This window comes from Streptosporangium carneum, from assembly GCF_027922005.1.
Taxonomy (GTDB): Bacteria; Actinomycetota; Actinomycetes; order Streptosporangiales; family Streptosporangiaceae; genus Streptosporangium; species Streptosporangium carneum.
Genome location: NZ_BSEV01000023.1, coordinates 70,604 through 93,505 on the forward strand (window position 1 = coordinate 70,604; position 22,902 = coordinate 93,505).

Annotated in this window: 19 protein-coding genes; 6 read left to right on the forward strand and 13 right to left on the reverse strand. The window is 71.4% G+C overall.

Annotated elements, in window-relative coordinates:
* Positions 1–2: 2 nt before the first annotated feature.
* From PKF00_RS34030 to PKF00_RS34055, 6 genes are all read right to left on the reverse strand, one after another.
* On the reverse strand, positions 3–743 hold the full coding sequence (locus tag PKF00_RS34030) for a glycosyltransferase family 2 protein (RefSeq protein WP_271221815.1): 741 nt from the start codon (positions 741–743) through the stop codon (positions 3–5).
* Between the two features lie 244 nt (positions 744–987).
* A complete protein-coding gene (locus tag PKF00_RS34035; protein ID WP_271221816.1) occupies positions 988–2,115 on the reverse strand; it encodes a GNAT family N-acetyltransferase in 1,128 nt (375 codons plus the stop codon).
* Entirely contained in the window at positions 2,112–2,483 is a 372-nt protein-coding gene (locus PKF00_RS34040) for a hypothetical protein (RefSeq protein ID WP_271221817.1), read from the reverse strand. Before PKF00_RS34040 ends, PKF00_RS34035 begins: the two co-directional genes overlap by 4 nt.
* A 160-nt stretch (positions 2,484–2,643) precedes the next feature.
* On the reverse strand, positions 2,644–4,317 hold the full coding sequence (locus PKF00_RS34045; protein WP_271221818.1) for an RNA polymerase sigma factor: 1,674 nt from the start codon (positions 4,315–4,317) through the stop codon (positions 2,644–2,646).
* A gap of 180 nt (positions 4,318–4,497) precedes the next feature.
* Positions 4,498–6,264: a substrate-binding and VWA domain-containing protein gene (locus PKF00_RS34050; protein ID WP_271221819.1), complete on the reverse strand. Its 1,767-nt coding sequence runs from the start codon at positions 6,262–6,264 to the stop codon at positions 4,498–4,500.
* A gap of 174 nt (positions 6,265–6,438) precedes the next feature.
* On the reverse strand, positions 6,439–7,098 hold the full coding sequence (locus PKF00_RS34055; RefSeq protein ID WP_271221820.1) for a cation diffusion facilitator family transporter: 660 nt from the start codon (positions 7,096–7,098) through the stop codon (positions 6,439–6,441).
* A 191-nt stretch (positions 7,099–7,289) separates the two neighbouring features.
* Here PKF00_RS34055 and PKF00_RS34060 point away from each other — a divergent pair, with 191 nt between their 5' ends.
* The 3 genes from PKF00_RS34060 to PKF00_RS34070 all read left to right on the forward strand — a co-directional run bounded on the left by PKF00_RS34060 (position 7,290) and on the right by PKF00_RS34070 (position 9,765).
* Positions 7,290–8,063, forward strand: a complete 774-nt coding sequence (locus PKF00_RS34060; RefSeq protein WP_271221821.1) for a DUF4184 family protein — start codon at positions 7,290–7,292, stop codon at positions 8,061–8,063.
* Positions 8,056–9,024, forward strand: coding sequence for a TrmH family RNA methyltransferase (locus PKF00_RS34065; RefSeq protein ID WP_271221822.1), 969 nt, complete (start codon positions 8,056–8,058; stop codon positions 9,022–9,024). The genes PKF00_RS34060 and PKF00_RS34065 overlap by 8 nt, the downstream gene beginning before the upstream one ends.
* Positions 9,025–9,234: 210 nt before the next feature.
* The gene (locus PKF00_RS34070) at positions 9,235–9,765 is read left to right on the forward strand and encodes a GNAT family N-acetyltransferase (protein WP_271221823.1); all 531 of its coding nucleotides are present in this window, start codon (positions 9,235–9,237) and stop codon (positions 9,763–9,765) included.
* Positions 9,766–9,833: 68 nt separating this feature from the next.
* Here PKF00_RS34070 and PKF00_RS34075 read toward each other — a convergent pair whose 3' ends face one another.
* On the reverse strand, positions 9,834–10,865 hold the full coding sequence (locus PKF00_RS34075) for a D-alanyl-D-alanine carboxypeptidase family protein (protein ID WP_271221824.1): 1,032 nt from the start codon (positions 10,863–10,865) through the stop codon (positions 9,834–9,836).
* Positions 10,866–11,116: 251 nt separating this feature from the next.
* The gene (locus PKF00_RS34080) at positions 11,117–11,647 is read right to left on the reverse strand and encodes a DedA family protein (protein ID WP_271221825.1); all 531 of its coding nucleotides are present in this window, start codon (positions 11,645–11,647) and stop codon (positions 11,117–11,119) included.
* A 175-nt stretch (positions 11,648–11,822) separates the two neighbouring features.
* Between PKF00_RS34080 and PKF00_RS34085 the strand changes: the two genes are divergently transcribed.
* The gene (locus PKF00_RS34085) at positions 11,823–12,365 is read left to right on the forward strand and encodes a hypothetical protein (protein WP_271221826.1); all 543 of its coding nucleotides are present in this window, start codon (positions 11,823–11,825) and stop codon (positions 12,363–12,365) included.
* 51 nt (positions 12,366–12,416) lie between these two features.
* On the opposite strand, the gene PKF00_RS34090 is transcribed toward PKF00_RS34085, so the two are convergent.
* Genes PKF00_RS34090 through PKF00_RS34100 form a run of 3 tightly spaced genes read right to left on the reverse strand, consistent with a single transcriptional unit; the run spans position 12,417 to position 17,807 of the window.
* Positions 12,417–15,800 carry an ATP-binding protein gene (locus PKF00_RS34090; RefSeq protein ID WP_271221827.1) on the reverse strand — a complete coding sequence of 1,128 codons (3,384 nt, stop codon included), beginning with the start codon at positions 15,798–15,800 and terminating at the stop codon, positions 12,417–12,419.
* 53 nt (positions 15,801–15,853) lie between these two features.
* The gene (locus tag PKF00_RS34095; protein WP_271221828.1) at positions 15,854–16,915 is read right to left on the reverse strand and encodes a lysylphosphatidylglycerol synthase transmembrane domain-containing protein; all 1,062 of its coding nucleotides are present in this window, start codon (positions 16,913–16,915) and stop codon (positions 15,854–15,856) included.
* A 34-nt stretch (positions 16,916–16,949) separates the two neighbouring features.
* Positions 16,950–17,807, reverse strand: coding sequence for a PIG-L deacetylase family protein (locus PKF00_RS34100; RefSeq protein WP_271221829.1), 858 nt, complete (start codon positions 17,805–17,807; stop codon positions 16,950–16,952).
* Positions 17,808–17,842: 35 nt separating this feature from the next.
* Here PKF00_RS34100 and PKF00_RS34105 point away from each other — a divergent pair, with 35 nt between their 5' ends.
* The gene (locus PKF00_RS34105; RefSeq protein WP_271221830.1) at positions 17,843–19,015 is read left to right on the forward strand and encodes a glycosyltransferase family 4 protein; all 1,173 of its coding nucleotides are present in this window, start codon (positions 17,843–17,845) and stop codon (positions 19,013–19,015) included.
* 171 nt (positions 19,016–19,186) lie between these two features.
* On the opposite strand, the gene PKF00_RS34110 is transcribed toward PKF00_RS34105, so the two are convergent.
* A complete protein-coding gene (locus tag PKF00_RS34110) occupies positions 19,187–19,582 on the reverse strand; it encodes a DUF8711 family protein (protein WP_271221831.1) in 396 nt (131 codons plus the stop codon).
* A 133-nt stretch (positions 19,583–19,715) separates the two neighbouring features.
* Here PKF00_RS34110 and PKF00_RS34115 point away from each other — a divergent pair, with 133 nt between their 5' ends.
* Positions 19,716–21,056, forward strand: coding sequence for an APC family permease (locus tag PKF00_RS34115; RefSeq protein WP_271221832.1), 1,341 nt, complete (start codon positions 19,716–19,718; stop codon positions 21,054–21,056).
* 289 nt (positions 21,057–21,345) lie between these two features.
* Here the strand turns inward: PKF00_RS34115 and PKF00_RS34120 are convergent, their stop codons facing one another.
* A complete protein-coding gene (locus PKF00_RS34120) occupies positions 21,346–22,584 on the reverse strand; it encodes a hypothetical protein (RefSeq protein WP_271221833.1) in 1,239 nt (412 codons plus the stop codon).
* Positions 22,585–22,902: the final 318 nt, after the last annotated feature.

The following is a 22,902-nucleotide window of genomic DNA, read 5'->3' on the forward strand; positions in this document are numbered from 1 at the left end:
GACTATGCGGCGCCCTGGTCCGCCGCCGGGGTGGCGGTCGTGGGTTCGGGGACGGCGGGGGCGGGGTTGCCGCGCCACTCCCTGATGATGGTCCTCAGCACCCGGATGCCGTCGCGGACCGCGTGCAGGTTGCTCTCGCCGTGGATGCGGCAGCGCTCGTGGCTGGGCACCTCGTGGACCTTGAGCCCGGCCTTGACCGCCCTGATGTTCATCAGGGTCTCCACCTCGAAGCCGTCGCAGTCGAGGTTGAGGGCGTCCAGGTGACGCGCCCAGAAGGCGTTGTAGCCGTAGCAGAGGTCGCTGTAGCTGGTGCCGTAGATCTTGTTCACCAGGCCGGTGAGCACCTTGTTGCCGAACTTGCGGTTGAAGGTCAGGTCGTCGCTGCCGCCGCCCGCCGCGTAGCGCGATCCCTTGACGAAGTCGGCGCCGGTGACGAGCGCGCCGACGAACTGGATGATCTCCCGGCCGTCGGTCGACCCGTCGGCGTCGATCATCACGATGATGTCGCTGGTGCAGGCGGCGAAACCGGCGGCCAGCGCGTCGCCCTTGCCCTTGCCCTTCTGGGTGACCACCTTGACGTTGGGGCGCAGCCTCTTGGCGACGGCGACGGTGTCGTCGACGGAGTTGCCGTCGACGAGCACGATCTCGTCGATCCACTGGGGCAGCGTCGCGAAGACGTGCGGGAGGTTCTCCGCCTCGTTCATGGCGGGGACCACGACGCTGACCGTGGGCGCGATGGCCATGTGCGGGGTTATCGGGGTAAACCGCTCAATCGGTGGCATCGCTCGCAATGCTGGCTTGGTGTTGTGCTTGACGATGTCGGGACTCATGAAAGTTGTCCTTCCGGATGGGCGGTCGTCGAAGACGACTGACGGGAGGACCCGGAGCCAGACACAGCCTGAATGAACGGCGGGAATGGCGAATGCGATGAGGGATGCATGGGAGGGTCCTGGCGGGCGGTGTGCGATGCGGCGAGGTGTGGGCCTGTCAGCCCACGCCCCATGGTTCCTTGACGGCTGGAGTGGCTGATTGGTTCTGCGCTGAGGTGCGCATACGGCCGAAACCTTTCAGCACCCGGTCGGCAAAGCGATACAGATGAGGGCGATCCAAGACGATGGTGCGGGCCTTGTTGACCGGCGTACGGCCCATCCAGTGAACTGCGGCGGCGGGAGAGGGACGCGAGACACGGCCCTCCGCGACGAACAGGTCGCCGCTCTTCAGCCAGCTCTTGTACTCACGGCCGCCCTTGCCCATGTCCACCTGGTGCAGACCCGCGTTCGCGGCGTGCTCGGCCATGTGAAGGTGGTGCATGATGCCAGGGGAGTAGCGGGCGAACTCGGTGTCGTAGGCGGGGAACCAGCCGACCAGGGTGGTCGCGGTGCGCAGCCCGAAGTGACCGGCGACGGGGGTGTCGCCGGCGTAGACCATGGTCAGCACGCCGGAGAAGGTCTCCGAGCGCTGCGCGTGCATCTGGTCGATCAGCCGGACGATCCACGGCTGGGCGAAACGGTCCACCCGGCCCGTGCGCCGGTACTGGTCGGACTTCCAGTCCAGCAGCGTCCGCAGGACCTCGGGGTCGGTGGAGTCCCATTCGAAGCGGATCTCGCCCTGCTCGCGGCCGAGCTTGCGCTCCTTGTAGCGGACGGTCTTGTAGTTCTTCGGGGAGTTCGTCTTGACCTGGTCGATATAGGTGTCGAATCCCACGCTCAGGTCCATGACCGGCGCGGGCCGTACGTCTGACTGGTGGGCGGCGAAGGTCGGCTGGCCGGCCACCATGTGGTCGAAGTCGAAGACCGACAGCTTGCAGGCGCGCAGCAGCGTCCTGGCGTCCAGCCGCAGCCCGGGAACCGAGATCAGGCCGTGGCAGGTGGTCAGGAAGCCGCCGAGCGGCTTGCCGATCCCGAAGCTGTGCCGCTCGTAGGGGAAGAAACCGACGGTCTTGCCGCCGTCCTGGATGACGGCCACCCTCACGTAGTCGCGAAGACGGTCCATGGCCAGGGCGAACTCCACGGAAAGAAAGGGGTTGTCCAGGGACGGGTCCGCCCCCTGCAACTCCCGCCACCGGGATATCTCGGACTCCCCGAGGTCACCGGGGCGAACGACGACGATGTTCACCTTGACCTGGCCCCCTGTTCGGTCTGCAAGCTTCCGCTCCCCCGGTACAACACGCGTAGCACGTATATGAACCCGCCGAGCACCGCGATGGTCGCCACCCCTGCGCGGGGCGACCACGCGCCAAAAGACAACATGGCAACGGCAAGGAGGACGTTCACAACCAGGCTTGCCGCTGCCCCCACTGATAGTGCCGCAAGAGGGTCACGATCACGCAACAGTCCTACCACCGCCGCGCCCGGAACCACCAAAAGGAATAGAGGTGTCAGGACGAGGCGGAGCGGAGTGTCGATCCCGGCCAGCGCGATCACGGCCCCCGCCACGCACGCAAGGGTGAGCGCCCATCTGAGCACCTTGCGGTTGGTCGACATCTCCTGGCTCCCGGTGGTAGTGGCGTGATCGATCGCCCATTCATGGGATCAATCACTTCGCATGGACGTCAATGCCGACGTTTGGCCCCAGTCCATGGTTTACCGGATCGCAAAGAGATGTGCTGGCTTTATCCAGCACGAGGTCAAATGATCATGCTGTCTACGACTCGGGATCCGCCGTCTCCAAGGGGGACGCCGTGGGCTCGGGAGGCGGGTCGCCCGCCGGTTCGGAGGCCTGCGGTGCAGGGCTTTCCCACGATATCGCGCAGCTTGAGCCGCCTCCGGCGGCGGCGAACGAGACGCGTCCCGAGCCGCTCTCCTCGGGGTCGGAGGCCGTGACCCAAATCACGCCCATGGCCCCGGCCCTGAGCCGCCCCCGCCGGGGGTGGACGGCGAGCCCGCCGGTGGTGGTGGCCGACCAGGAGATCACGGCGTTGTGGGCGGTGAGCCTGATCTGCCCGGAGCCCTGTTCGATCTCCGTGGGGCATGACACGGCCAGCCGCGCGGCCGCCGGCGGGGCGGCGGGGGTGCGGGTGACGCGGGGCCGCGCGGCCGTGGGCCGCCGGGTCGCAGACGGCTTCGTCGGGGCGGGGGCCGTCGCGCCGGCCCGCCCGTCCCCGCCCCTGTCCCCGTCGCTGTCACTGTCCCCGTCTCCGTTCCTGGACGGGGTCGGGGTGGGAAGCGGGCCCGCGGGCGGTTCCGGCGGTCCCTGCTCCTCGTCGGCCCCGAGCGCGGGGTCGGGTCCCGGCTCCGGCTCGGAGGAAGGGGAGACCGGTGGGACGAGCGAGGGCGACCCGCCGGGCGCCGCCTCGGCGAGCACGTCCCCGCGGCTCGCGACGTCGTGGCCGGCGGCCACGACCGCCGCCGCCGTCACCGCCAGCACGCAGACGGCGGCCACGATCGCGGACTTCGCCCGCCGGGCGGGTCTGCGCCGCGGCTCGGAGGCCGCGCGCCTGGCGCTCCTGCGGCGCGTCCCCGAGCGCCCTTTCGCGGCGACGGGGAAGCCCGCCCTGTCGAGGCGGTCGCCCACGGCGGCGATCAGGGCGCGCGTCTCCGCGGAGTCCGGGTTCACGCAGGTCTCGACGACCTGGCGGCGCAGGGAGAGCGGCGGGAGGGCGGGAGGCGCCATGTCGAGCAGCCCCGTGGCCGAGACGTGCCGGTCCCGCAGCTCCGCGCAGACCTCGCAGCGGCCGATGTGGCTGGACAGCCGCCTGCGCAGCATCGTGGTGAGCGGGCCCTCCCAGGAGTCGACCATCGCCGACAGGTCGGGGCAGTGCGCCCGTCCCACCCTGGCCAGCACGACCGCGGCGGCGGAGTTCTCCAGGTGCTCACGTGCCCGGGTCGCCGCGGCCGTCGCCTGCCGCGAGGTCAGCCCGAGCACCAGGCCGACCTCGCCCGCGGTCAGCTCGTGCCGCAGGGACAGCTCCAGCGCCTGGCGGTCCCGCCCGTCCAGCTCGGCCAGCGCCTCGCGCACCAGCCCGCCCAGTTCCCCCTCACCCGGGTCGTCGTGGTCGCGGGGCGCCGGAGTCCGGTCGGCCGCGGACGTGGGGGATCCGCTCGGGGACCTGTTCCCGCACCGGGCGCGGACCAGGGCGTACAGCCACGGGCGCAGACGATCGCGCTCACGCAGCCTGTCCACCAGCTCGTGGGCGGCCACCAGGGCGTCGTGCACGGCGGCCGCCGCGTCCCGGTCGCCCAGCAGGGAGACGGCGTAGTCGTGGAGACGTTCCGCGTAGGAGTCGTAGAGGTCGCGGGACGCCTCGGCGTCGCCGCGCCTGAGCGCCTCGACGAGGTGACGGTCGTCGGTTCGGCCGACGGCGGGCCATGCGGGCACGGACATTCCTCCCCGTAGACGGACTCGTTCACGGGCCATGCCCGAGACCCCACACGCGTAGGACGCCACCTGGCCGTCATGGGTTGTCCTAACCGGTCGATATCATTCCCAACTGGCATGAACTGGTAAAATTGGGACAGGTGTGGCCGGTGGGGCGTGTGTCGTACGAGGGGAGGAATGTCAGCAGTGAGGTGCGCAGATGCGGCGCTTCATGCCTTCCAGGAAGAACGTGCGGACCTGACCGATGTCCTTGGCGATGTAGGCGTCGCCGCCGGTCGCCCTGGCCAGCGCGTCCATCTGGCGCTTGCCCTTGGGGGCGTCGGGACCGAAGGCGATGATCAGGACGCTGACCGGCCTCTCCGGGTCGTACGCCTCCTTCAGCCTCCTCAGGATCTCCGCGTTGGAGACGCCGCCGTCGGGGTCGTCGTTGCCCGCGCCGTCGGTGAGGATCAGCACCGTGTTGATCTTGTCGCCCTGGTACTCCTTGTTCATCTGCTCGTAGGCGGCGGCGAGAGTGTCGTTGAGGCCGGTGTCGCCGGTCTCGACGGCCTTCGTCGTGGCCAGTTTCCTGTTGATGAGATCCCTGCGCAGGACGCCGTCCAGGTTCTCGGTCAGCGGGCCGACGGGAACCGTCCTGCGGTAGTCGACGCCCTGGCCCTCGAGATGCGTGGAGAACTCCCAGAGCCCGATCTCGCTCTTGACGGGGAACAGCTTGATGCCCTCCGTGGCGATCCTCGTGATCGCCTGCATCCGGGTCAGGCCCGTGCCCGGCACCGGCAGCGCCATGGTGCCGGAGACGTCCAGCAGGGTGAGCAGCCTGGTGCCGAGGTTCAGTCGCGACCACGACTGCGACAGCTTCGCGACGGTCGCGGCGTCGGGCGTCCTGAGCGTCCGGGGAGCCTTCGCCTGGAAGCCGCCCGAGGCGGAGAGAGCCTCGCCGCCCTGTCCGTCGGGGGTGCGAAAGCCCCGGTCCCTGAGGTCCTTCGCCGCGGCCTCGCCGGCGAGGTCCTTCTGGAACGCCTCCGCGACCGCGCGGACCCTGGAGTCCTTCGCGGTGACCACCAGCGGGTAGTCGAGATCGATGGTTCCCTCGGCCGGATACAGCGGCACGGCGGGCGCCTGCGGCTTCTTGGCGTTGTTGAACGCCCACACGCCCTGCTCGGAGGCGACGCCGACCGGGATCCTCCTGCCCTTGACACCGAGGCTCGCCAGCAGCGCCTCCTGGTCGCGGACGGTCGAGCCGGACAACGTCTTGAGCGCGCCGACCAGCTCCTGCTGGCCGACGCCCGAGGCCGTGGCCGTGCCGGAGGCCGCCAGCAACGCGCCGAGCCCGGCGGCGTTGAGCGAGGGGTCCAGCGTGAGCACGCGCACCCTGCGTCCCGGACCGCCGGGGTCGGTCACGTTCGCGGCGGCGATCATGCCGCTCCAGCCCACCCTGCCGAGGTTCTTCCTGAGATCCTGGACGACCGAGCCCGAGGTCACCATCACGATGGGGGAGCGGGCGACCGACGGCCCGGGGGCGGGCGCCTGCGGGTTCTTCGCCCTGAGGCCGGTCACCCACAGCGACGAGTCCGGGATCCACACGTCCATCGCCCCGACCTTGCCGCCGGTGCCGCCCAGGCCGGCGGCCACGGTCGCGGACGCGTCCCCGGTCACCGTGACGACGGCGCACCCGCCGTCGATCTCGTGGGCGGCCTTGGTGAAGCGTTCGGCGATCCTGGACACGGCGGGCTGGATGTCGGGTGAGGCGGTGACCCGCAGCGGGATCTCGCCTCCCATGCACCCGCGGTCCCGGTTGATGATCACGAAGGCGGCGACGCCGAGCAGCACCGCGAGGGCGACCGATCCGGCCAGCGGGGCCAGCACCGCGGCGCGTCCGCGTCTGCGCCGCCTGGGAGGCAGGTTGTAGCCGTCGTCGAGCTCATCCGTCCGGTGACGTCCGCTCACGATGCCCTCTTCGGTGTCGATGTCCTGAAACTAGCGGGTCACCTTATCCGGAGGTTCTCCGCAATGTTCACGGAACTGTACTGGGAACGCTTATCGTGGCAAAACACCCTTCTTGGTGCATGTATCACCGTAAGTGACGCATATTGATCTCTGTGTCGTGCGAGAAAGCCCAGGTCAGTGACAGCAGCTCTGTCCGCGCCAGGCCTTGCGCCCCTCCCGTACGGCCACCGCCGCCAGCAGCACCGCCATGGCCGGATCGGCCCACCACCAGCCGACGCCGTTCAGGGCGACCCCGGCCAGCACTCCCGCGGCCACCGCCGCGCACAGCAGGTTCTGGGTGCCCTCGCCCGAGGTCGCCGCCGAACCCAGCCTCGCGCCGAGCCGCCGCTTCGCCAGGCCCAGGAGCGGCATGCTGACAAGGCTGACCGCCGTGACCGCCGCGCCCAGCGCGCTGGGCACGGCCCGGTGTCCCATCTGCAGGTCGTAGGCCACGTGCAGCGCCAGATAGGGGGCCAGCAGCCAGAAACTGATCGCCACCGCCCTGCTCGCCTTGCCCTCCGCGTCCGCCGAGTGGGTCCGGTGCCCGGTGAACCGCCAGACCACGATGAGGCTCGCCAGCGCCTCGACCAGCGACGACGCGCCCCAGCCGATCAGCGCGACCGAGTGCGAGCCGAGCCCCGCGGCGATGCCGAGGCCGCTCTCGACGCCCAGCCAGACCAGTGTGACCAGCGAGAGGGCGCGCGCCCTGCGGGCGTCGCGCAGCCATTCCTCGCTCGTGGTCCTGGCCTGCGACGTCTGGTCGGCCACGATGACGCCCGGATCACCAAATATCACGCTGGGTAACATACACCTCACGCGCCGCGGTGACGGCGCGAAGCCGTGAAGCTCTCGATGATCGCCGCGGCCGCGTAGTCTCCCGGATGAAGCGTCAGCGGACGTCCGGGGCTCTCCCGGGCGGAGCACCGACAGACGCCCGGGCTCTCCCGGGCGAAAGAGCCCATCGGACTCCCGGAGGTAGAGTTCTCGTGCCGTTCACGCCCAGCCACGTCGCCGCCGTGCTGCCGCTGATCTCCTCGGCACGGCTCCGCCGCATCCTCGACCCCTGGGCGCTCGCCCTGGGCGCGATGACGCCGGATCTGCCGATCTTCTTCTCCTTCCTGCCGGACTACACGATCTGGCACTCCCTCCAGGGCATCCTCACAATCGACCCGTTCGCCGTCGTCGTGATGTTCGTGCTCTTCCACGGCCTGCTCCGCGACCCCCTGATCGCCCTGCTGCCCCAGAGCCTCGTGGGCAGGGCCGCCTCACTGGCCCCGAAGTGGCAAGGTCTGCGACGGCTGCCCGCCGTGATCGCGGGAGGCGTCGTCGGCGCCGCCACCCACAAACTGTGGGACTCCTTCACACACTCCTACGGCCAGAGGGTGTGGGGCTGGGAGTGGCTGTCGGAGCCCGCCATCGGTCCCCTGCCGACCTTCCGCGTGCTGCAGTACCTCTCGACCGTGGTCGGTCTCGCCGTCGTACTCTGGTGGACCTGGTGCGGGCTCTCGCGCATGGAACCGGTCACGGCCCCCGAACGGCTGCTGCTCTCCGTTCCGGTACGGCGCGGTGTGCTCCTGGCGACGGTGGCCGCGACCCTGATGGGCGCGGCGGTGTGGCCGAGGATCTATCCGCCGTCGGGCAGGGCGGAACTGATCACCAGGATGGGGGCCGGAGTCGTGGTCGGCTGCTGCGCGCTGCTGATCGCGTATGCCGTGATGTGGCAGCTCAGGCGGGCCATGACAGTATCTCAACGTGCCTAACGCCTCAGATCCCCGCCTGGCCGACTACGCGGGCCTGCGCGACGTCGAACTGCGCAAGAGCCTGGAGGCCGAGCACGGCCTGTTCATCGCCGAGGGAGAGAAGGTGATCCGCAGGGCCGTCGCGGCCGGTTACCCGGTACGGTCGGTGCTGTTGACCCGCCGCTGGGAGAACTCCCTGGCCGACCTGCTGGGCGGCCTCGGCGACCGGGTCCACGTGGTCGAGGACGACGTCATGGAGGCGATCGCCGGCTTCCCCGTCCACCGGGGCGCCCTGGCCGCGATGGACCGCAAACGGCTGCCCACGGTCACCGAGGCACTGCGCGGAGTCCCTCCCGAGGTCCCCGTTCACGACCCTGTTCCCGGGCGGGGGACTCCGGACGTCCATGAGCGGGGGAAGCCCGACGCTCCCGGGCGGGGGACTCCAGACGTTCACGAGCGGGGGAAGCCGGACGACCAGGCGGCTGCGGAGACCTCAGGACGGTCTCTTACCGGCCCTCGCCGCATCCTCGTCCTTGAGGATCTCGTGGACCACGGCAACGTCGGCGCGATCTTCCGGTGCGCCGCCGCCCTCGGCGTCGAGGCCGTGATCCTCTCCCCGCGCTGCGCCGATCCCCTCTACCGCAGGTCGGTGAAGGTCTCCATGGGCGCGGTCTTCGCCATCCCCTACGCCCGGATGACCAACTGGTACGACGGCCTGGCGGAACTCCGCACGGCGGGCTTCCAGACCCTGGCGCTGACCCCGGACCAGTCCGCCACACCGATCGACGGGATCCCCATGGGTGAGCGGGTCGCCCTCCTGCTCGGCTCGGAGGGCGACGGCCTGTCCTCCCGCTGGCTGCACGAGGCCGACGAGCCGGTGTGCATCCCGATGAGCCGGGGCGCGATGGACCTCGGCGTCGACTCCCTCAACGTGGTCGCCGCCGCCGCCATCGCCTGTCACGGACTGATGCGCTCCTCGTAGAGCCTGCTTCGTGGGTCGGGCGGCTTGGGGACTGCGCTCGGGCGGTTGTCCTTGGGGTGCCGGTGATCCTGAGTCGCTGACGGCGTGGGTGTTCGGTGGGTTCTCTTGGTTCGGGTGGTTCGAGGAGCATCCCGACGCCGCCTGTCGTTTCGGGGATGACCCCGGTAAAATCGCCGATCCTGTCCGTCCTGATCGATCGAGGAGGGCTCCGTGCCCCACGTGCTGTTGCGGCCCGTCGTCGAGGAGGACCTGGCGACCTTCGAGGCCGAGTTCTACACGTCCGAGGGCGTGGGGCCGTACCAGTGGTTCGGTCATCGCACCACGGCCAGGGATCGGCGGGCGTTCGCGGAGACGGGGATGCTGGGCGACGACGGCGGCACGCTGACCGTCTGTTCCGGCGAGGAGGTGGCCGGACGCGTCGAGTGGTTCAAGCGGTCCTGGGGAAGGCCGCTCACCTCGTGGTGCTGGGAGATCGCCATCGGTCTGCGGACGGGTTTCCAGGGCCGGGGCGTCGGTACGGAGGCTCAGCGGCAGCTCGCCGCCTACCTGTTCGAGCACACCCGCGCCCATCGGATCCAGGCTTTCACCGACATCGCCAACCGGGCTGAGCAGCGCGCGCTGGAGAAGGCGGGGTTCGAGCGGGAGGGAGTCGTCCGCGAGGCTCAGTGGCGCGGCGGGCGCTGGCACGACCAGGTCCTCTACTCGCTGTTGCGTCCCGGGGCGGGCCCGAAGGAGCCGTAGACGGCGCTGACCTGGACGTCCGTGTGGAGGATCTCTGACGCCCAGGTCGCGGGGGAGGCGGACCGCCCTCAGGCGTCGTCGCTGAGGTTCCCCTCCTGGTCGCCGTCGTCCGTCGTCTGCTCGCCGCCCCACTTCAGGAGCTTGGTCGCGGTCTGGAAGCGGCGGTCGGGCTTGGAGTCGCCGAGGATCACGCCGATGAACCGGTGTCCGTCGCGGTCGGCGGCGAACGACAGGCAGTAGCCCGCGGCCTTGGTGTAACCGGTCTTGACGCCCAGGGCGCCGGGGGACTTGCCGAGCAGTTTGTTGGTGTTGGTCCAGGTGTGGGCCCGGTGCACCTTGGACGCGGGCAGGACGTGACGTCTGGTCGAGGCGATGGTCAGCAGGATCGGGTCGCGAAGCACGACCTCGGCGAGCTTGGCCTGGTCCTGGGCGGTCGAGTAGCCGCCGCTCGGCTTGGGGAGCCCGTCGGGGTTGGTGTAGCGGGTGCTGGTCAGGCCGAGCGAGCGGGCCGCGGCGTTCATCTTGGCCACGAACCCGGCGTCGCCGGGGCCGTAGACGCGGGCCAGCGCGTGGGAGGCGTCCGCTCCCGAGGGGAGCATCACCCCGTAGAGCAGGTCTCTGACGGTCAGGCGCTCTCCGGCGCGGAGCGAGGCGCTTGTCGCGTCGTTGGTCGCCGCGTGCCGCACGTCGTCGGCGTTGATCTTCACGACGTCGTCCAACTTGGCCTCGCGCAGCACGACGTACGCCGTCATGACCTTGGTCAGGCTGGCCACCGGCATCCGCTTGGTCGCCTGCTTGCTGAGGAGGGCCGTTCCCGAGGTCGCGTCGAACAGGTAGGCGGCCCGTGCGGCCACCGTGGGAGCCGAGCCGCGGAGGGCCCTGTGGGTGACCCCGTGGACGGCGCTGTGGACGGCGCTGTGGGTGGTGCTCTGGGAGGCGTTCTGGGCGGTCCCGTGCGCGACGCCGCCGAGGGCGCTGTGAGCTGTGTCGTGGACGGCCTGTACGGCGCTGGCCTGCTGGGCGTGGGCCGGCATGGCGATTCCGGTGACCACGGCGGCCAGGGCGGCAGAGACGATGAGGCGGATTCCCCCGGTTTGCATGGGGAACATGGTGGCAGAAGTGACTGTCATTATGCGGGTCTTGCTGACTTAGCGGAGAAACCTCGATGTCCCTGCCATCTGCCATGAAACCGGACAGTGCCATCTGCCCGGAAGCCGGGCGGCGCCGTGACGCCGTTCGTCGGCGCCGGACCGGGCGGCGCCACCGCTCGCCGCTCGCCGTGCCGGCGGCGTGGAACGTCGCGGGCACGGTCGCGGGCACGGTGGGGGCGAGGGGGTGGTCGCGCCGGAGCTCAGGGGACGGGGAGTTCGTCCTCGACGCGCCGCCGCGCGGCCCTGCGGCGTCTGCGGACGAGGAAGGCGACCACCGCGACCACCGCGACGAGGCCGGCGCCCGCCAGCGGCGGCGACTCGGCGGCCAGCTTCAGCCAGCCCCAGAGCACCGAGTAGAGGCCGAAGGACGTCACGGGGACCCAGGTCAGGCAGCCGAGCGCGCTCGCCACGACGTACCAGGGGTAGGAGATCCGCAGCACGCCGGCGACCCAGGGCAGTGTGTGCCGCAACCCGGGCACCCAGAAGCAGCCGTAGACGGCGAGCGCGCCCCATCTGCTGACGGCCCTCTCGACCTTGTCGATGGCCTCTTGGTTGATCTTCCTGCCGAGGCGGGACGCGTAGAGCCTGGGGCCGAGCTTACGGCCGATCCAGTAATAGGCCTGAAACGCGCCGAAAAGGCCCACGCCGCCGAGGAGAACCCAGAGCCACAGGGGCATGCCCAGGACGGATGCCGAGGTGGGATCAGGGATGCCTGCCGCGAACGGTTGCATCTGTGAACATCACCGCCCCACTGGTCGCTTTGCCGTATTCGATATTAGGGCAGGCTTACCTGACCTTGTCCATCGGAGTCCCAGGAACATGTTTCGAAGCCCTGCAACCGGACGTCAAGCGGAGATCAACCATCTGGGTCTACATGTATGGGTAACGGAAGGGAAGGGATCTGGAATGAGTCCGCGAGGCAGTGTCACGCCGGTGGTGGCGAGTGGGACCGCGAGCGTCGTGAAGCTGCTGGTCGCCTCGCTCGCCTTCGCCGGAGCCTACGTGGGGGTCGAGGCGTCCCGCACCGCCTCCGTCCCGGCGCGGGCGAGCGTGACCGCGGGGACCGCGGCCGGGGGCACACCGGTCGAGACCGTGGTGCTGTCGTCGAAGTCGATGCAGGACACCACGGAGCAGGCTCCGGCTCGCGGGACGATCCTGGTCAGTCCGGTCACCGGGTCCCGGGAGTGCGACAGGCCCTACCGGATCCAGAGCGTGATCGACAACCCGAACCCGGCCCGGACCGTCTCGTACGGCTGGCGCCTGCAGCGCTGGAGCGAGGGCAGCCGGACCTGGCGCACCTACCTGAGCGGGAACTCCGGCTTCACCGGCAGGAGGCAGACCGTCGAATGGCAGCCGCGCGTGGTCGACAATCCCGGCTGGTACCGGGCGACGCTCTCCGTCTCCGACGGCACGACCCTGCGCAGTGCGAAGTTCCGCGTCAACTGCTGAGCGGGCCGTCAGCCGCCGCGCCAGCCGCTGAGCGGGGCGTCAGTCGCCGCGTCAGCCGCTGAGCGAACGCTGCGCCGCCTCGATCCAGCGGGGCACCGCGACCCGTCGGGCGACCGACAGGGCGTTCTCGTAATGCGGCTTGACCGCCTCGGAGAAGCCCAGCCTGAGCGCCAGGTCGCCGAGGGTCAGCGAGACCGGCCACAGCGCGACCACACCGGTTCCCGCGCCCGCGATCCGCTCGGCGAACGGCTTCAGCGTGTCGTAGGCCTCGGTCATCCGCTCCCTGTCGTCGAGCAGCATCCCGGCGAGGGCTCGCCAGATCATCGCCAGCTCGTAGAGGAAGTCGGGCCGGACCGGGGTCTTGACCGCGATGACGGCCCGCGCGTCGCGTGTGTGCCCGGCCGAGGCCAGGGCCACGGCGTACGCGTCGAGGGTCCACTTGGCCCCCCGCTGGTGAGCCTCCGCCAGGGGCTCGACCATGTCGGCGGCCCTGCCGTTGACCAGGTGCAGGCAGAACGCGGCGATCAGCGGCAGGTCCTGGCGGCCCTCCAGCATGCCCGCCCTCGCGGTCAGCCTGGCCGCGTCGCGGTAGGCGCGCTCCGCGCCGGCGAAGTCACCGGCGATCATCAGGCGCTGCCCGGCGTACCACGCGCCGACGGCGGCGGGCGCGGGCAGGCCGTACTGCCTGGCGAGTCCCTCGGCGGCGGCCACGTGCGCGTCGGCGTCCGCGAACGCGCCCGAGGCCGCGGCGCACTCCATCAGCACCAGGTGCGCCAGTGCCTGGACCGAGACCTGGCCGGTCGCCTTGCCGACCTCGAGCAGCTCCCTGCCGATGACCTCGCGCTCCCCGACGGGGGTGATGCCGTAGGACTGGCGCAGCCGGCCGCTCAGCGCGGTCGCCAGCAGCGCCGGGTCGCCGCTCCGCCTGGCCAGCTCCTCCGCCTCCAGCGAGGCCTGCTCGCCCCTGGGGGTCGCCGACCCCTCGAGCTCGAGCGCGAGGGTGGCCAGCAGGCTCGCCCGCAGTGACTGCTCGCCGGCGGGCAGCTCGACGAGCGCCTGCTCGGCGACGTCCACGATCTCCCACGCGGTGCGGGTGAAGTCACGGGCCATGCCCTTGTGCGGCACGGCCAGGGAGGCCGCGACCCGGGCGGTGAGCTCCAGGTTGCCCAGCGGCAGCGCCGCGTCCATCGCCTCGCGCCGCCGTCTGCGGGCCGCGGCCATGTCCCCGCACAACGCCAGCGCCTTGATCAGGCTCAGGGTCAGCAGCAGGCGCTCGCGGGTGCTGTCGGGGGTGTGGGCGACGCCGGAGCGGTCGAAGGCGGCGATGGCCTGCTCCCACAGGGACGCGGCCTCGCGGTGGGCGAAGCGCCGTTCGGCCTGCTCGGCGGCGAGCCCGGCGTAGCGCACGGCCTTCGCGGCCGTGTCGGCGGTGCTCGCCGCGTCGTAGTGGTGGGCGAGCGCGGCCACGTCGCCCGGGTGCCTGCGCTCGATCGCCGCGGCGACCGAGGCGTGCAGGCGGGAGCGGCGCAGCCGGGAGGCGTCGGAGTACAGGGTGTCGCGGACCAGGTCGTGGTCGAAGCGGAGCATGCCGGGGCCCGGCTCGGTGACCAGCCCGGCGAGCAGCGCGGCCTCGACCGCGTCGACCACGGCGTCCTCGTCGCCCGTCACGTCGACCAGCACGTCGACGTCGACGTCACGGCCGATGACGGCGGCCTGCAGCAGGATCTGCTGGGCCGTGGCGGGCAGCCGGGAGATCCGCCGCCGCAACACGTCGCGGACGCCGGAGGGCACCCCCGAGATGACCTCCGCCGCCGTCGCGCGGTCGCTCACCGCCTCCGCGTCGAGCAGACGGACGGTCTCCCGCACGAAGAAGGGGTTGCCGCCGGTCCGCTCGACGATGCTGTTGACCGCGTCCTCGTCGACCTCGCGCACGCAGGTCGCCCTGACCAGCTCGGCGACCGCCTCGGTGTCCAGCCCCGTCAGGCCGACCCGGACGGGTCCGAGGCGGGCGAGCGCGGCCAGCACGTCGGCCTGCTGGTCGGTCAGCTCGCTGTCACGGCAGGTCACGACCAGCAGCACCCTGCTGGTGGCCAGCAGGCTCGGCAGCGCGCGCAGCAGCGCGAGCGTCTGGTCGTCGGCCCAGTGCAGGTCCTCGAGCGTCAGCAGGATCGGCGTCTCCCTGGCGACCGCGGCGAGGTAGCCGCCCACCGCCCTGTGCAGCCGGAAGCCGCCGGAGGCCTGGTCGTCGTCGGGGTCGGGGGCCGCGTCGTCGAGCAGGGGGGCCAGCAGCTGGCCGTACTCGCCGGGGCCCGCGGCGTTGACCAGGGTGCGCAGGATCTCCACCCACGCCCAGCCGGGAGGGGTGGCGCTGCTGTCGGGGCACGCGCCGGACGAGGTGCCCCAGCCGTCCTCGGACAGGCGCCTCGTCAGCTGGCGGACCAGCGTGGTCTTGCCCGCGCCCGCGTCGCCGCCGACGATCGCGACGGTGAAGCGGGCCGTCCTGGCCGCGGTCGAGACCAGGCGGCTCAGCTCGGCGTCCCGGCCCACGAACGGCTCGGGTTCCAGCGGCGGCAGCTCGGCGGCGGCCACGGCGGGCCTGGGCGGCCAGGTGTCCGCGGGCGCTGCGGGGCGCTGCCTGGCGGTCGCGGAGACGGTGAGCTGCAGCCCCGGATCCTGGGACAGGATGTCCGACTCCAGCTTGCGCAGCGCGGGCCCCGGGTCGATGCCGAGCTCGTCGGCGAGGATCGTGCGGGCCCTGCGCAGCGCGGCCAGGGCGTCGCCCTGCCTGCCGCACCGGTACAGGCCGAGGGCGAGCAGCCGCCAGCCCTCCTCGCGCAGCGGGTGCTCGGCGGTCAGGGCCTCCAGGTCGGGCACGGCCTCCGCGGGCAGGCCCAGGCGCAGGCTGCTGTCGGCGTGCCGTTCGCGGGCCACCAGGCGCAGCTCGGCCAGCCGGTTCACCTCGGCCTCCGCCCACGGCTGGTCGGCGAAGTCGGAGTAGGGGGTGCCGCGCCACAGCCCCAGCGCCTTCTCGAGGCGGGCCCGCGCCGAGGCGGGGTCGTCGCCCTCCAGGTGCTCGCCCGCGGTGCGGACCAGGGCCTCGAAGCGGAGCGCGTCGACCTGGTCGGGGGCGACGCGCAGCGCGTAACCGGAGGCGACGGTCACCAGCAGCCTGTTTGGGCCTCCGCGCGGGCGGCCGGGCTCGAGGACCCGGCGCAGGCGGGAGATGTAGACCTGCAGGCCCGACTGGGCGCCCTTGGCGGCGTCGTCGTCCCACAGGTCGTACAGGATCGAGTCGACGGGCACGACCTGGCCGCGCGCAACCAGCAACCGGGCGAGCACGGCGCGTTGCCGTAGTCCGCCAAGGTCGAACTCGTCGTCCCCGGAGTGCGCCTCGACCGGGCCGAGGACCCGGAACGCCACGATGTCAGCCGCCATGTCAGCCGCCACGCTATGCGGGCCTTCGAATCGCGCACAAGGTCTTTCCCAATCTAGCGGCTGATCGGCTCTTTCTCGGGGGCCGGGACGGCGCTGTCACGCCGGCGCAGAAGCGCCCACGCGCCGAGCGCCAGGCCGCCGAAGGGGATTTCGACAGTGTAGGTCCAGAAGCCGAAAAGCAACGCAGCGGCCGTCGCGGAATCGAGCGGCGCCCCGAAGAAGACCAGCGCGCCGACGGTTCCCGCCTCCATGATGCCGGTCCCGCTCGGGGTGACGACGGCCGTGGTCAGCACCCTGGACAGGGCGAACACGGCGATCGACTGCGCCAGCCCCGGGTAGGCGCCGGTGGCCTTCAGGCAGCAGACCAGGATCAGCCACTGGAGGCCGAGGAAGAAGATCATGCCCAGGGTCAGCCCGGGCCAGCGGCGCCGTACGATCTCGGAGGTGTCCGCGCGCAGTCTGTTCAGCGAGTGCGACGGGGCGTGCTCGGCGGGGCGGACCCTGCGAGGGAGCAGCCCGACCCCGGCGTCGAGGGCGCGGCCGAGCACGGCGGCGGCCCGGTCCCAGTAGAGCGCGGTGGCCACCAGGGCGACCAGGGCGAGGATGGACAGCACCCCCACCCAGCCCGCGCTGGTCACGGCGGGGCTGAGCGGCTGCCCGCTGACGAGCAGGGCCAGGATGCCCGCCGCGGGCAGGATGAAGCGGAACATGGTGTTCCAGATGCCGGTGGTCAGCGTCGAGACCACGACGGGACGCAGCGGGAAGCCCCAGCCCTTGGTCATCCCGATCGTCATCGCCACCCCGGCCGCGCCGCCGAACGGCAGCAGGTTGCTCACCGCGCTGCCGGCCGCGTTCAGCGTGAGGGCCTGCGAATGGGTCAGACCGGGCAGGGAGGCGGTCAGCACGAACGTGTACGCCAGCAGGCTCGCCAGCCAGACGACCGCCATCAGCGCGATCGTCTGCCAGCTCAGCCGGGCGAACTGGGCGCCGATCTGCGACCACGAGACGTGTTTGCCCGTCAGCGCCTCCACGATCTGCGGCAGGAAGCGCACGAGCGTGGCGGCCAGTGCGAGCGACACGACCGACAGTCCGATCTGGACCCATCTGTTCTTCATGTAACCCCCCTGACCAAGTGTGCCGGTCCGGGACTCATCCTTGGGGAGGAACTTCGAACGGATGTCTCAGCCTGGTGCCGGGCGGCAGGCCGCGCCTGACGTACCACTCCGTGCCGAAGACCAGCCGGTAGATCGGCTGGGGGACCTTGAGCATCACCCCCAGCGTGCGGGTGTCGGCCCCGGTGGCCTGGGAGGCGTGCGCGGCCATGCTCGCCCGCTTCTGCCGGGCGAAGCGCCGCACGCCGACCCGGTGGGTGATCGCCTCGCCGGGGGAGTAGGCCCGTTCGAAGGCGCGCAGGTCCAGCTGGGGGTAGAACCTGTGGATCAGGCGCAGCCCCTTGAGCAGCGGGTCGCGGTTGACCGTCGCCTCGAGCACGATCGGGGTGCCCGCCATCTCGGCGGCCATGGCGCCGACCCGGTGCACCTGGACGTGGTCGGGGTGGCCGTACCCTCCCGCGGGGTCGTAGGTCGTCAGCAGGTCGGCGCCCTCCTCGACGAGGACGGCGGCCAGCCGTCCCGCGGCCTCCGCCGCGTCGGCGTCGATGAACGCGTTGTCCGGGCGGTCCTCGGCGATCCCGCCGCCGGGGGCGAGCCCCGAGTCGCCGTAGCCGAGGTTCACCACCCTGGCGCAGCCGAGCGCGGCGGCGGACTTGTACAGCTCCGCCATCCGCGCGGCGCCCAGCGCCTCGCCTGGTTCGAGGTCGGCCTGCCCGCGCTCCCCCGAGGTCGCCACGACGAGGACGACCCGGTGTCCCTCGGCGGCGAGCATGGCCATGGTGCCCGCGGTCAGCAGGGCCTCGTCGTCGGGATGGGCATGGAAGAACACGGCTGTTCTGACGGTCTTGATCGCCCTCACTCCGTTCGCGCGCTCCGGCCCGCCCCCGGCGGGCACGCAGGCATGATCTCACGCGGGGCTACGCTGGCACGGTGAGGATCCTCCACGTCAGTGACTGTTATCTGCCGCGCCTCGGCGGGATCGAGGTGCAGGTGGCCGACCTGGTCCGGATGCAGCGGGAGGCGGGTCACGAGGTCGAGGTCGCGACCGCGACGCCGGGGGAGCCCCTGGAGGGCGTGCACCGGATCGTCGCGAGACTCCCCTTCGACCTGCCCGTTCACCCGTTCGGGGTGAGCCACCTGCTGCGGCTGGCGAAGACGCGGCGGCCCGACGTGGTGCACGTCCACACGGGCGCGGTCTCGCCGTTCGCCTGGATGGGCGTCCGCGCCGCGGTGCGCGCGGGCCTGCCGGTGGTGGTGACCGTGCACAGCATGTGGGACCCGGTCACCAGGGGGGTCTACCGGGGTCTGCGGCTGCTGTTCGAGTGGCACCGCTGGGGGCTGGTCGGCACCGCGGTGAGCGAGGCGGCGGCCCTGCCGATCCGCGCCGTCGCGGGCCGGCGGGTGCCGGTCCACGTGGTCTCCAACGGCCTGGACGTCTCAGGCTGGCGTTCTTCCCTCCCCGCCCCGGTTCCCGACGGCGGCTCCGGTTCCGCCCCGGATCCGGACCACGCGCAGGACCCCGACCCGGTACGGCGGGAGCCCGGCGGGCCGGTGCACGTCGTGGCCGTGGGGCGGCTCGCGCCCCGCAAGCAGCCCGTCCGGCTGCTCAGGCTTCTCAAGGAGGCGCGCGCCCAGGTGCCGGCGGAGACGCCGATGCGGGCCACCGTCGTCGGCGACGGCCCCGCGCGCTCCCAGATGGAGCGCTATCTGAGGGCCAACGGGATGAGCGGCTGGGTCTCGCTGCCCGGCCGCTACAGCCGCGACCGGATCCGCGAGCTGCTCGCCTCCGCGGACGTCTTCGTCGCCCCCGCGCCCCGCGAGTCCTTCGGGCTGGCGGCGCTCGAGGCCAGGTCGGCGGGGGTCCCGGTGGTCGCGCGCGCCCAGAGCGGGGTGGCCGACTTCGTCCGTCCGGGCAAGGAGGGCCTGCTCGGCGAGAGCTTCGAGGGGCTGGTCGCCTCGGTCGCCAGGCTGGTCCGCGACCGCGAGCTGCGCGAGTCGATCGCGGCGCACAACCGTGAGACCGAGCCGGTGCGCAGTTCGTGGCCCGTGGTGCTCGCGGGGTTCGAGCAGTGCTACGAGGAGGCCCGCGCGATCAGGGGCTGAATCTGGAACGGGCCGTGGGAAGCCGGGGGAAGACACCGAAAGCCCCTGCCGGGCGGACGGCAGGGGCTTTCGAGGTTCGCCGGCACGGTCGCCGCGCCGCACTGCCCCCCGCAGGCGGAGCGGCGACCGTGCCGGGAGTGTGCCCCCTCTCCCCAAGGGGGCACGGGCTCATCAGGAGGAGCAGGCCTTGGCGAGCTTGGCGGTGCCCTCCTGGAGGTTCTTGGTCATGTCCTGCGTGGCGGCGGCGGCTCCGGCCGGGTCCTTCGGGTCGATCTTGAGCTTCTCCCACGCGGTGGCGAGGTCGTTGATGGCGCTGGCGAGGTCGCCGTCGGTCTTGCCCGCCAGCTCCTTCAGGTCGGCCGACAGCTTCTGGCTGGCGTCGTTCATCTTTTTGATGTCGAGGCCGGCACTGCTGACAGAGGTGGTGTAGTCGGTGAAGGCCTTGGTCCACGGCGCGTCGGCGCAGAAGGCGGCGTTACCGGACCCGCCACAGGCGGCGGTGAAGGAGAGGAGAGCGGCTCCCGCGACGGTGGCGGCGATACGACGGGAGGAGAGGACGGAGAACATTTCTGCCTTTCATTGCATCTTGTGACAGACAGAAAGGTAGTGGATCTTACTTGCGGCTCACTTTCATGATGCTTACAGCTGGGACTCGGGTGACGCAGGGTGATTCCCGTCCGGCTCTGGGTAAGAGCGCGGCATGGCTGAGGCGACGATCGATCCTGCTTCCGCCCAGCACTCGCTAAAGCGGGTGATCGGGCGCAAGGTGCTGTTGCTGTTCGTGGTGGGCGACATCCTCGGCGCGGGGATATACGCCCTGGTCGGAAAGGTCGCCGGATATGTCGGCGGCGCCCTGTGGCTGCCCTTCCTGGTGGCCTTCGTGCTGGCCGCGCTGACCGCGACGGCCTACGCCGAGCTCGTCGGCAAGTACCCCCGGGCCGCCGGGGCCGCGCTGTACGCCAACAAGGCGTTCAACATCCCCTTCGTGACCTTCGTCGTGGCCTTCGCGGTGCTGATGAGCGGGATCACCTCGGCGAGCGCCGCGGCCCGCGCGTTCGGCGGCAAGTACCTCGGCGAGTTCGTCACGCTGCCGGTGGTCGTCGGCGCGTTCATCTTCCTGGGGCTGGTGACGCTGGTGAACTTCGCCGGGATCTCCGAGTCCATCAAGGTCAACGTGGTCCTGACCGTCATCGAGGCGTTCGGCCTCGTGGTCGTCATCGCGATCGGGGTCTACGCCCTGCTCTCCGGGGACGGCGAGCCCGCCCGCGCCCTGGAGTTCCACCCGGCCAACGGCGCGTTCCTCGGCGTCCTCGGCGGCACGGCTCTCGCCTTCTACGCGCTGCTCGGCTTCGAGGACTCCGTCAACCTCGCCGAGGAGTCGAAGAACCCGCAGCGTGACTATCCCCGGGCGCTCTTCGGCGGCCTGGCCGTGGCCGCCCTGATCTATCTCGCGGTCGCCTTCACCGCGACCACGCTGGTGGACACGCGAACGCTGATGGATTCGAGCGGTCCCCTGCTGGAGGTCGTCAAGGTGGCGGGCCTGGCGTTCCCGCCCAAGCTGTTCGCGCTCATCGCGCTGCTCGCGGTCGGCAACACCGCGCTGATCAACATGCTCATGGCCTCCCGTCTGGTGTACGGCATGGCGCGCGAGGGCATCGTGCCGAAGGTCTTCGCCTCGGTCCACTCGACCAGGGCGACCCCGTGGGCGGCCATCCTGTTCACCACGGCGATCGCGGTGGTGCTGGTCGCGACCGGCGACGTGGGCGGCCTGGCCGACACGACGGTGCTGCTTCTGCTGCTGGTGTTCGCGCTCGTCAACGTGTCCGTCCTCGTTCTGCGCAGGGACCCCGTCGACCACGACCACTACCGGGCGCCGAGCTGGATGCCCGCGCTCGGCGCGGTGGTCTGCCTCGTCCTGGCGCTGCCCGTCACCGGGCGCGGCGCCGACGTCTACGTCCGCGCGGGCGTTCTGCTCGCGGTCGGGGTGGTCCTGTGGTTCGTCAACAGGCTGTTCCTGTCAGAACGGAAGCGCTCGTCCTGAGGGCGTGCGCAGGTCGAGAGAGGCGGGCCGACGCGGCGGACGAGGCTTATGGGTAATTTTGACACGTTTCATGTCACACTCCCCCTTTATTGGAGTTTGGGAGAGACTACGGCAGTCGACCGACAGTTTGGGCCGTTTTGTGGTGATCGCATTGGCTTCGGCGGGTCTCCGAGGGGAAGGCGAGGCCCTCTCCTGGCCGTGGACGGACCGTGAACGCCGACGTGACAGGGGATCCGCGCCGGACGGGCGGAAGCGGAGGAACGGAGAACTCTTCGGGTAAAACCTGAAATCAGCGGCGGAGCACGAAGTCGTCCTCGTCGTCCCCCACGCCGACCGAGCCGACCGCCCACAGCGCGGCGGTGCCCGGCACCCGGGCGACGCCCGTCCGGCGGACGTCGTCGGTCTCCTCGTACTGCTGGTCCTCCCGATGGGCCCGGAACAGCGGGCCGTACTCCTTCGACCACGTCGTGCCGTCGAAGTGGAGGAAGAGCGCCTGTCCGGCGTGGTCGGCGTCGACTCCGCTGATCCACAGGTCGCCGGGGCCGAAGGCGGTGACGCCGTGCAGGGACCCGCGGGGAACCGGCACCTCGACCCGCTTCCACCGTGCGCCGTCCCAGTGCAGGACCAGCGGCCGCGCGTTCGGGTCCCCCGGCCCGTCCGGCCCCGTCGAGACCTCCCCGACCGTCCACACGTCGGACGGCGAGACCTGCCAGACCCGCCGCAGCGTGCCCCCGGGGATCGCGGGCGGCCTCATGCGCTCCCAGGAGCCGGAGCGGCCGTGCCAGACCAGCGGCGTGCGCTCCTGGCTCGACCCGACCGCCCAGACATGTCCCTCCTTGGCGGTGACCGCGGCGAAGGTCCCGCCGCCGCCCGCGTTGTCCAGCACGTCGGCGAACTCCCCGTCCCGCCACTCCACCAGGACGGCGCCCGACGGGGTGTTCGCGGTGAACCACGCGCCGCCGCCGCTGACGGCGACGTCCGTCATCAGGTGGCCCTCCGCCACCCCGAACGGGCGATGCCGCGTCCAGCGCCGCCCGTCCCAGTGCGCGGCGAAGGCGTTCTCGCCGTTGCCCACGACCCAGACGTCGGCGGGGCCGCCCGCGCTGACGCCCACCAGGTGGTAGACGTCGCGGTCGGTGAACGCCGGAACCTCGCGCCACCGGACGCCGTCCCACCGCACGACGGCGGGAGCCCCCTCCCGGTCCTCCGCGCCGCCCTGAAATCCGACGGCCCAGGCGTCGCGGGGCCCGGTCACCGCCACGTCGAGCAGCGCCGAACTCCCCGACAGGCGGGCGGGATCGACGACCTTCCACGCGGCCGAGGCGGGGACCTCCCCGGTGGCCCCGGGGCTCAGCGCCGGGCTCCACGGCTCCGCACGGCCCGGCGTCGGGTCCGGCCGCGTCACGGACGGGGACGCGGGCGCGGAGGAGAACGCGGACGGTGAGGGCGTCGCCGCACGGCCGCCGCCGCACGCGGCCACCAGAGACACCCCGACGAGCGCGAACGCGGCAGACCGCAGGCTTCCCATCCCGACATCCTTCCAGGACACACGTCTTTCCAGGAGACACGTCGACGCTCATCCGGAATAGTCCCGTCCTCCGTGGGCACCTGAGAAGACGAGGGGCCGCGGGGCGCCGGTTCCTTGATCGACGTAGGTGTCTCGGTCATCATGGGCGATGACCGGACCGTCCTGGAACGGGGGAGACGTTGGGCACACCTGACACAGCCGGAGGGGCGATCCACACGCTCCTCGCCGCCTGATCTCCGGGGTGGGGGCGCGTCGCGCGAGGCGGGCGGCGTTCCGCCCGACCTACCCGGGCTCCCGGGCCAGCAGAATGACTCGTCC

Bases quoted from the DNA above. Each gene is read 5' to 3' on its own strand.
- PKF00_RS34030 (WP_271221815.1), bottom strand. From the start codon at position 743: ATGGCCATCGCGCCCACGGTCAGCGTCGTGGTCCCCGCCATGAACGAG.
- PKF00_RS34040 (WP_271221817.1), bottom strand. From the start codon at position 2,483: ATGTCGACCAACCGCAAGGTGCTCAGATGGGCGCTCACCCTTGCGTGC.
- PKF00_RS34075 (WP_271221824.1), bottom strand. From the start codon at position 10,865: ATGCAAACCGGGGGAATCCGCCTCATCGTCTCTGCCGCCCTGGCCGCC.
- PKF00_RS34080 (WP_271221825.1), bottom strand. From the start codon at position 11,647: ATGCAACCGTTCGCGGCAGGCATCCCTGATCCCACCTCGGCATCCGTC.
- PKF00_RS34085 (WP_271221826.1), top strand. From the start codon at position 11,823: ATGAGTCCGCGAGGCAGTGTCACGCCGGTGGTGGCGAGTGGGACCGCG.
- PKF00_RS34090 (WP_271221827.1), bottom strand. From the start codon at position 15,800: ATGGCGGCTGACATCGTGGCGTTCCGGGTCCTCGGCCCGGTCGAGGCG.
- PKF00_RS34095 (WP_271221828.1), bottom strand. From the start codon at position 16,915: ATGAAGAACAGATGGGTCCAGATCGGACTGTCGGTCGTGTCGCTCGCA.
- PKF00_RS34110 (WP_271221831.1), bottom strand. From the start codon at position 19,582: ATGTTCTCCGTCCTCTCCTCCCGTCGTATCGCCGCCACCGTCGCGGGA.
- PKF00_RS34115 (WP_271221832.1), top strand. From the start codon at position 19,716: ATGGCTGAGGCGACGATCGATCCTGCTTCCGCCCAGCACTCGCTAAAG.
- PKF00_RS34120 (WP_271221833.1), bottom strand. From the start codon at position 22,584: ATGGGAAGCCTGCGGTCTGCCGCGTTCGCGCTCGTCGGGGTGTCTCTG.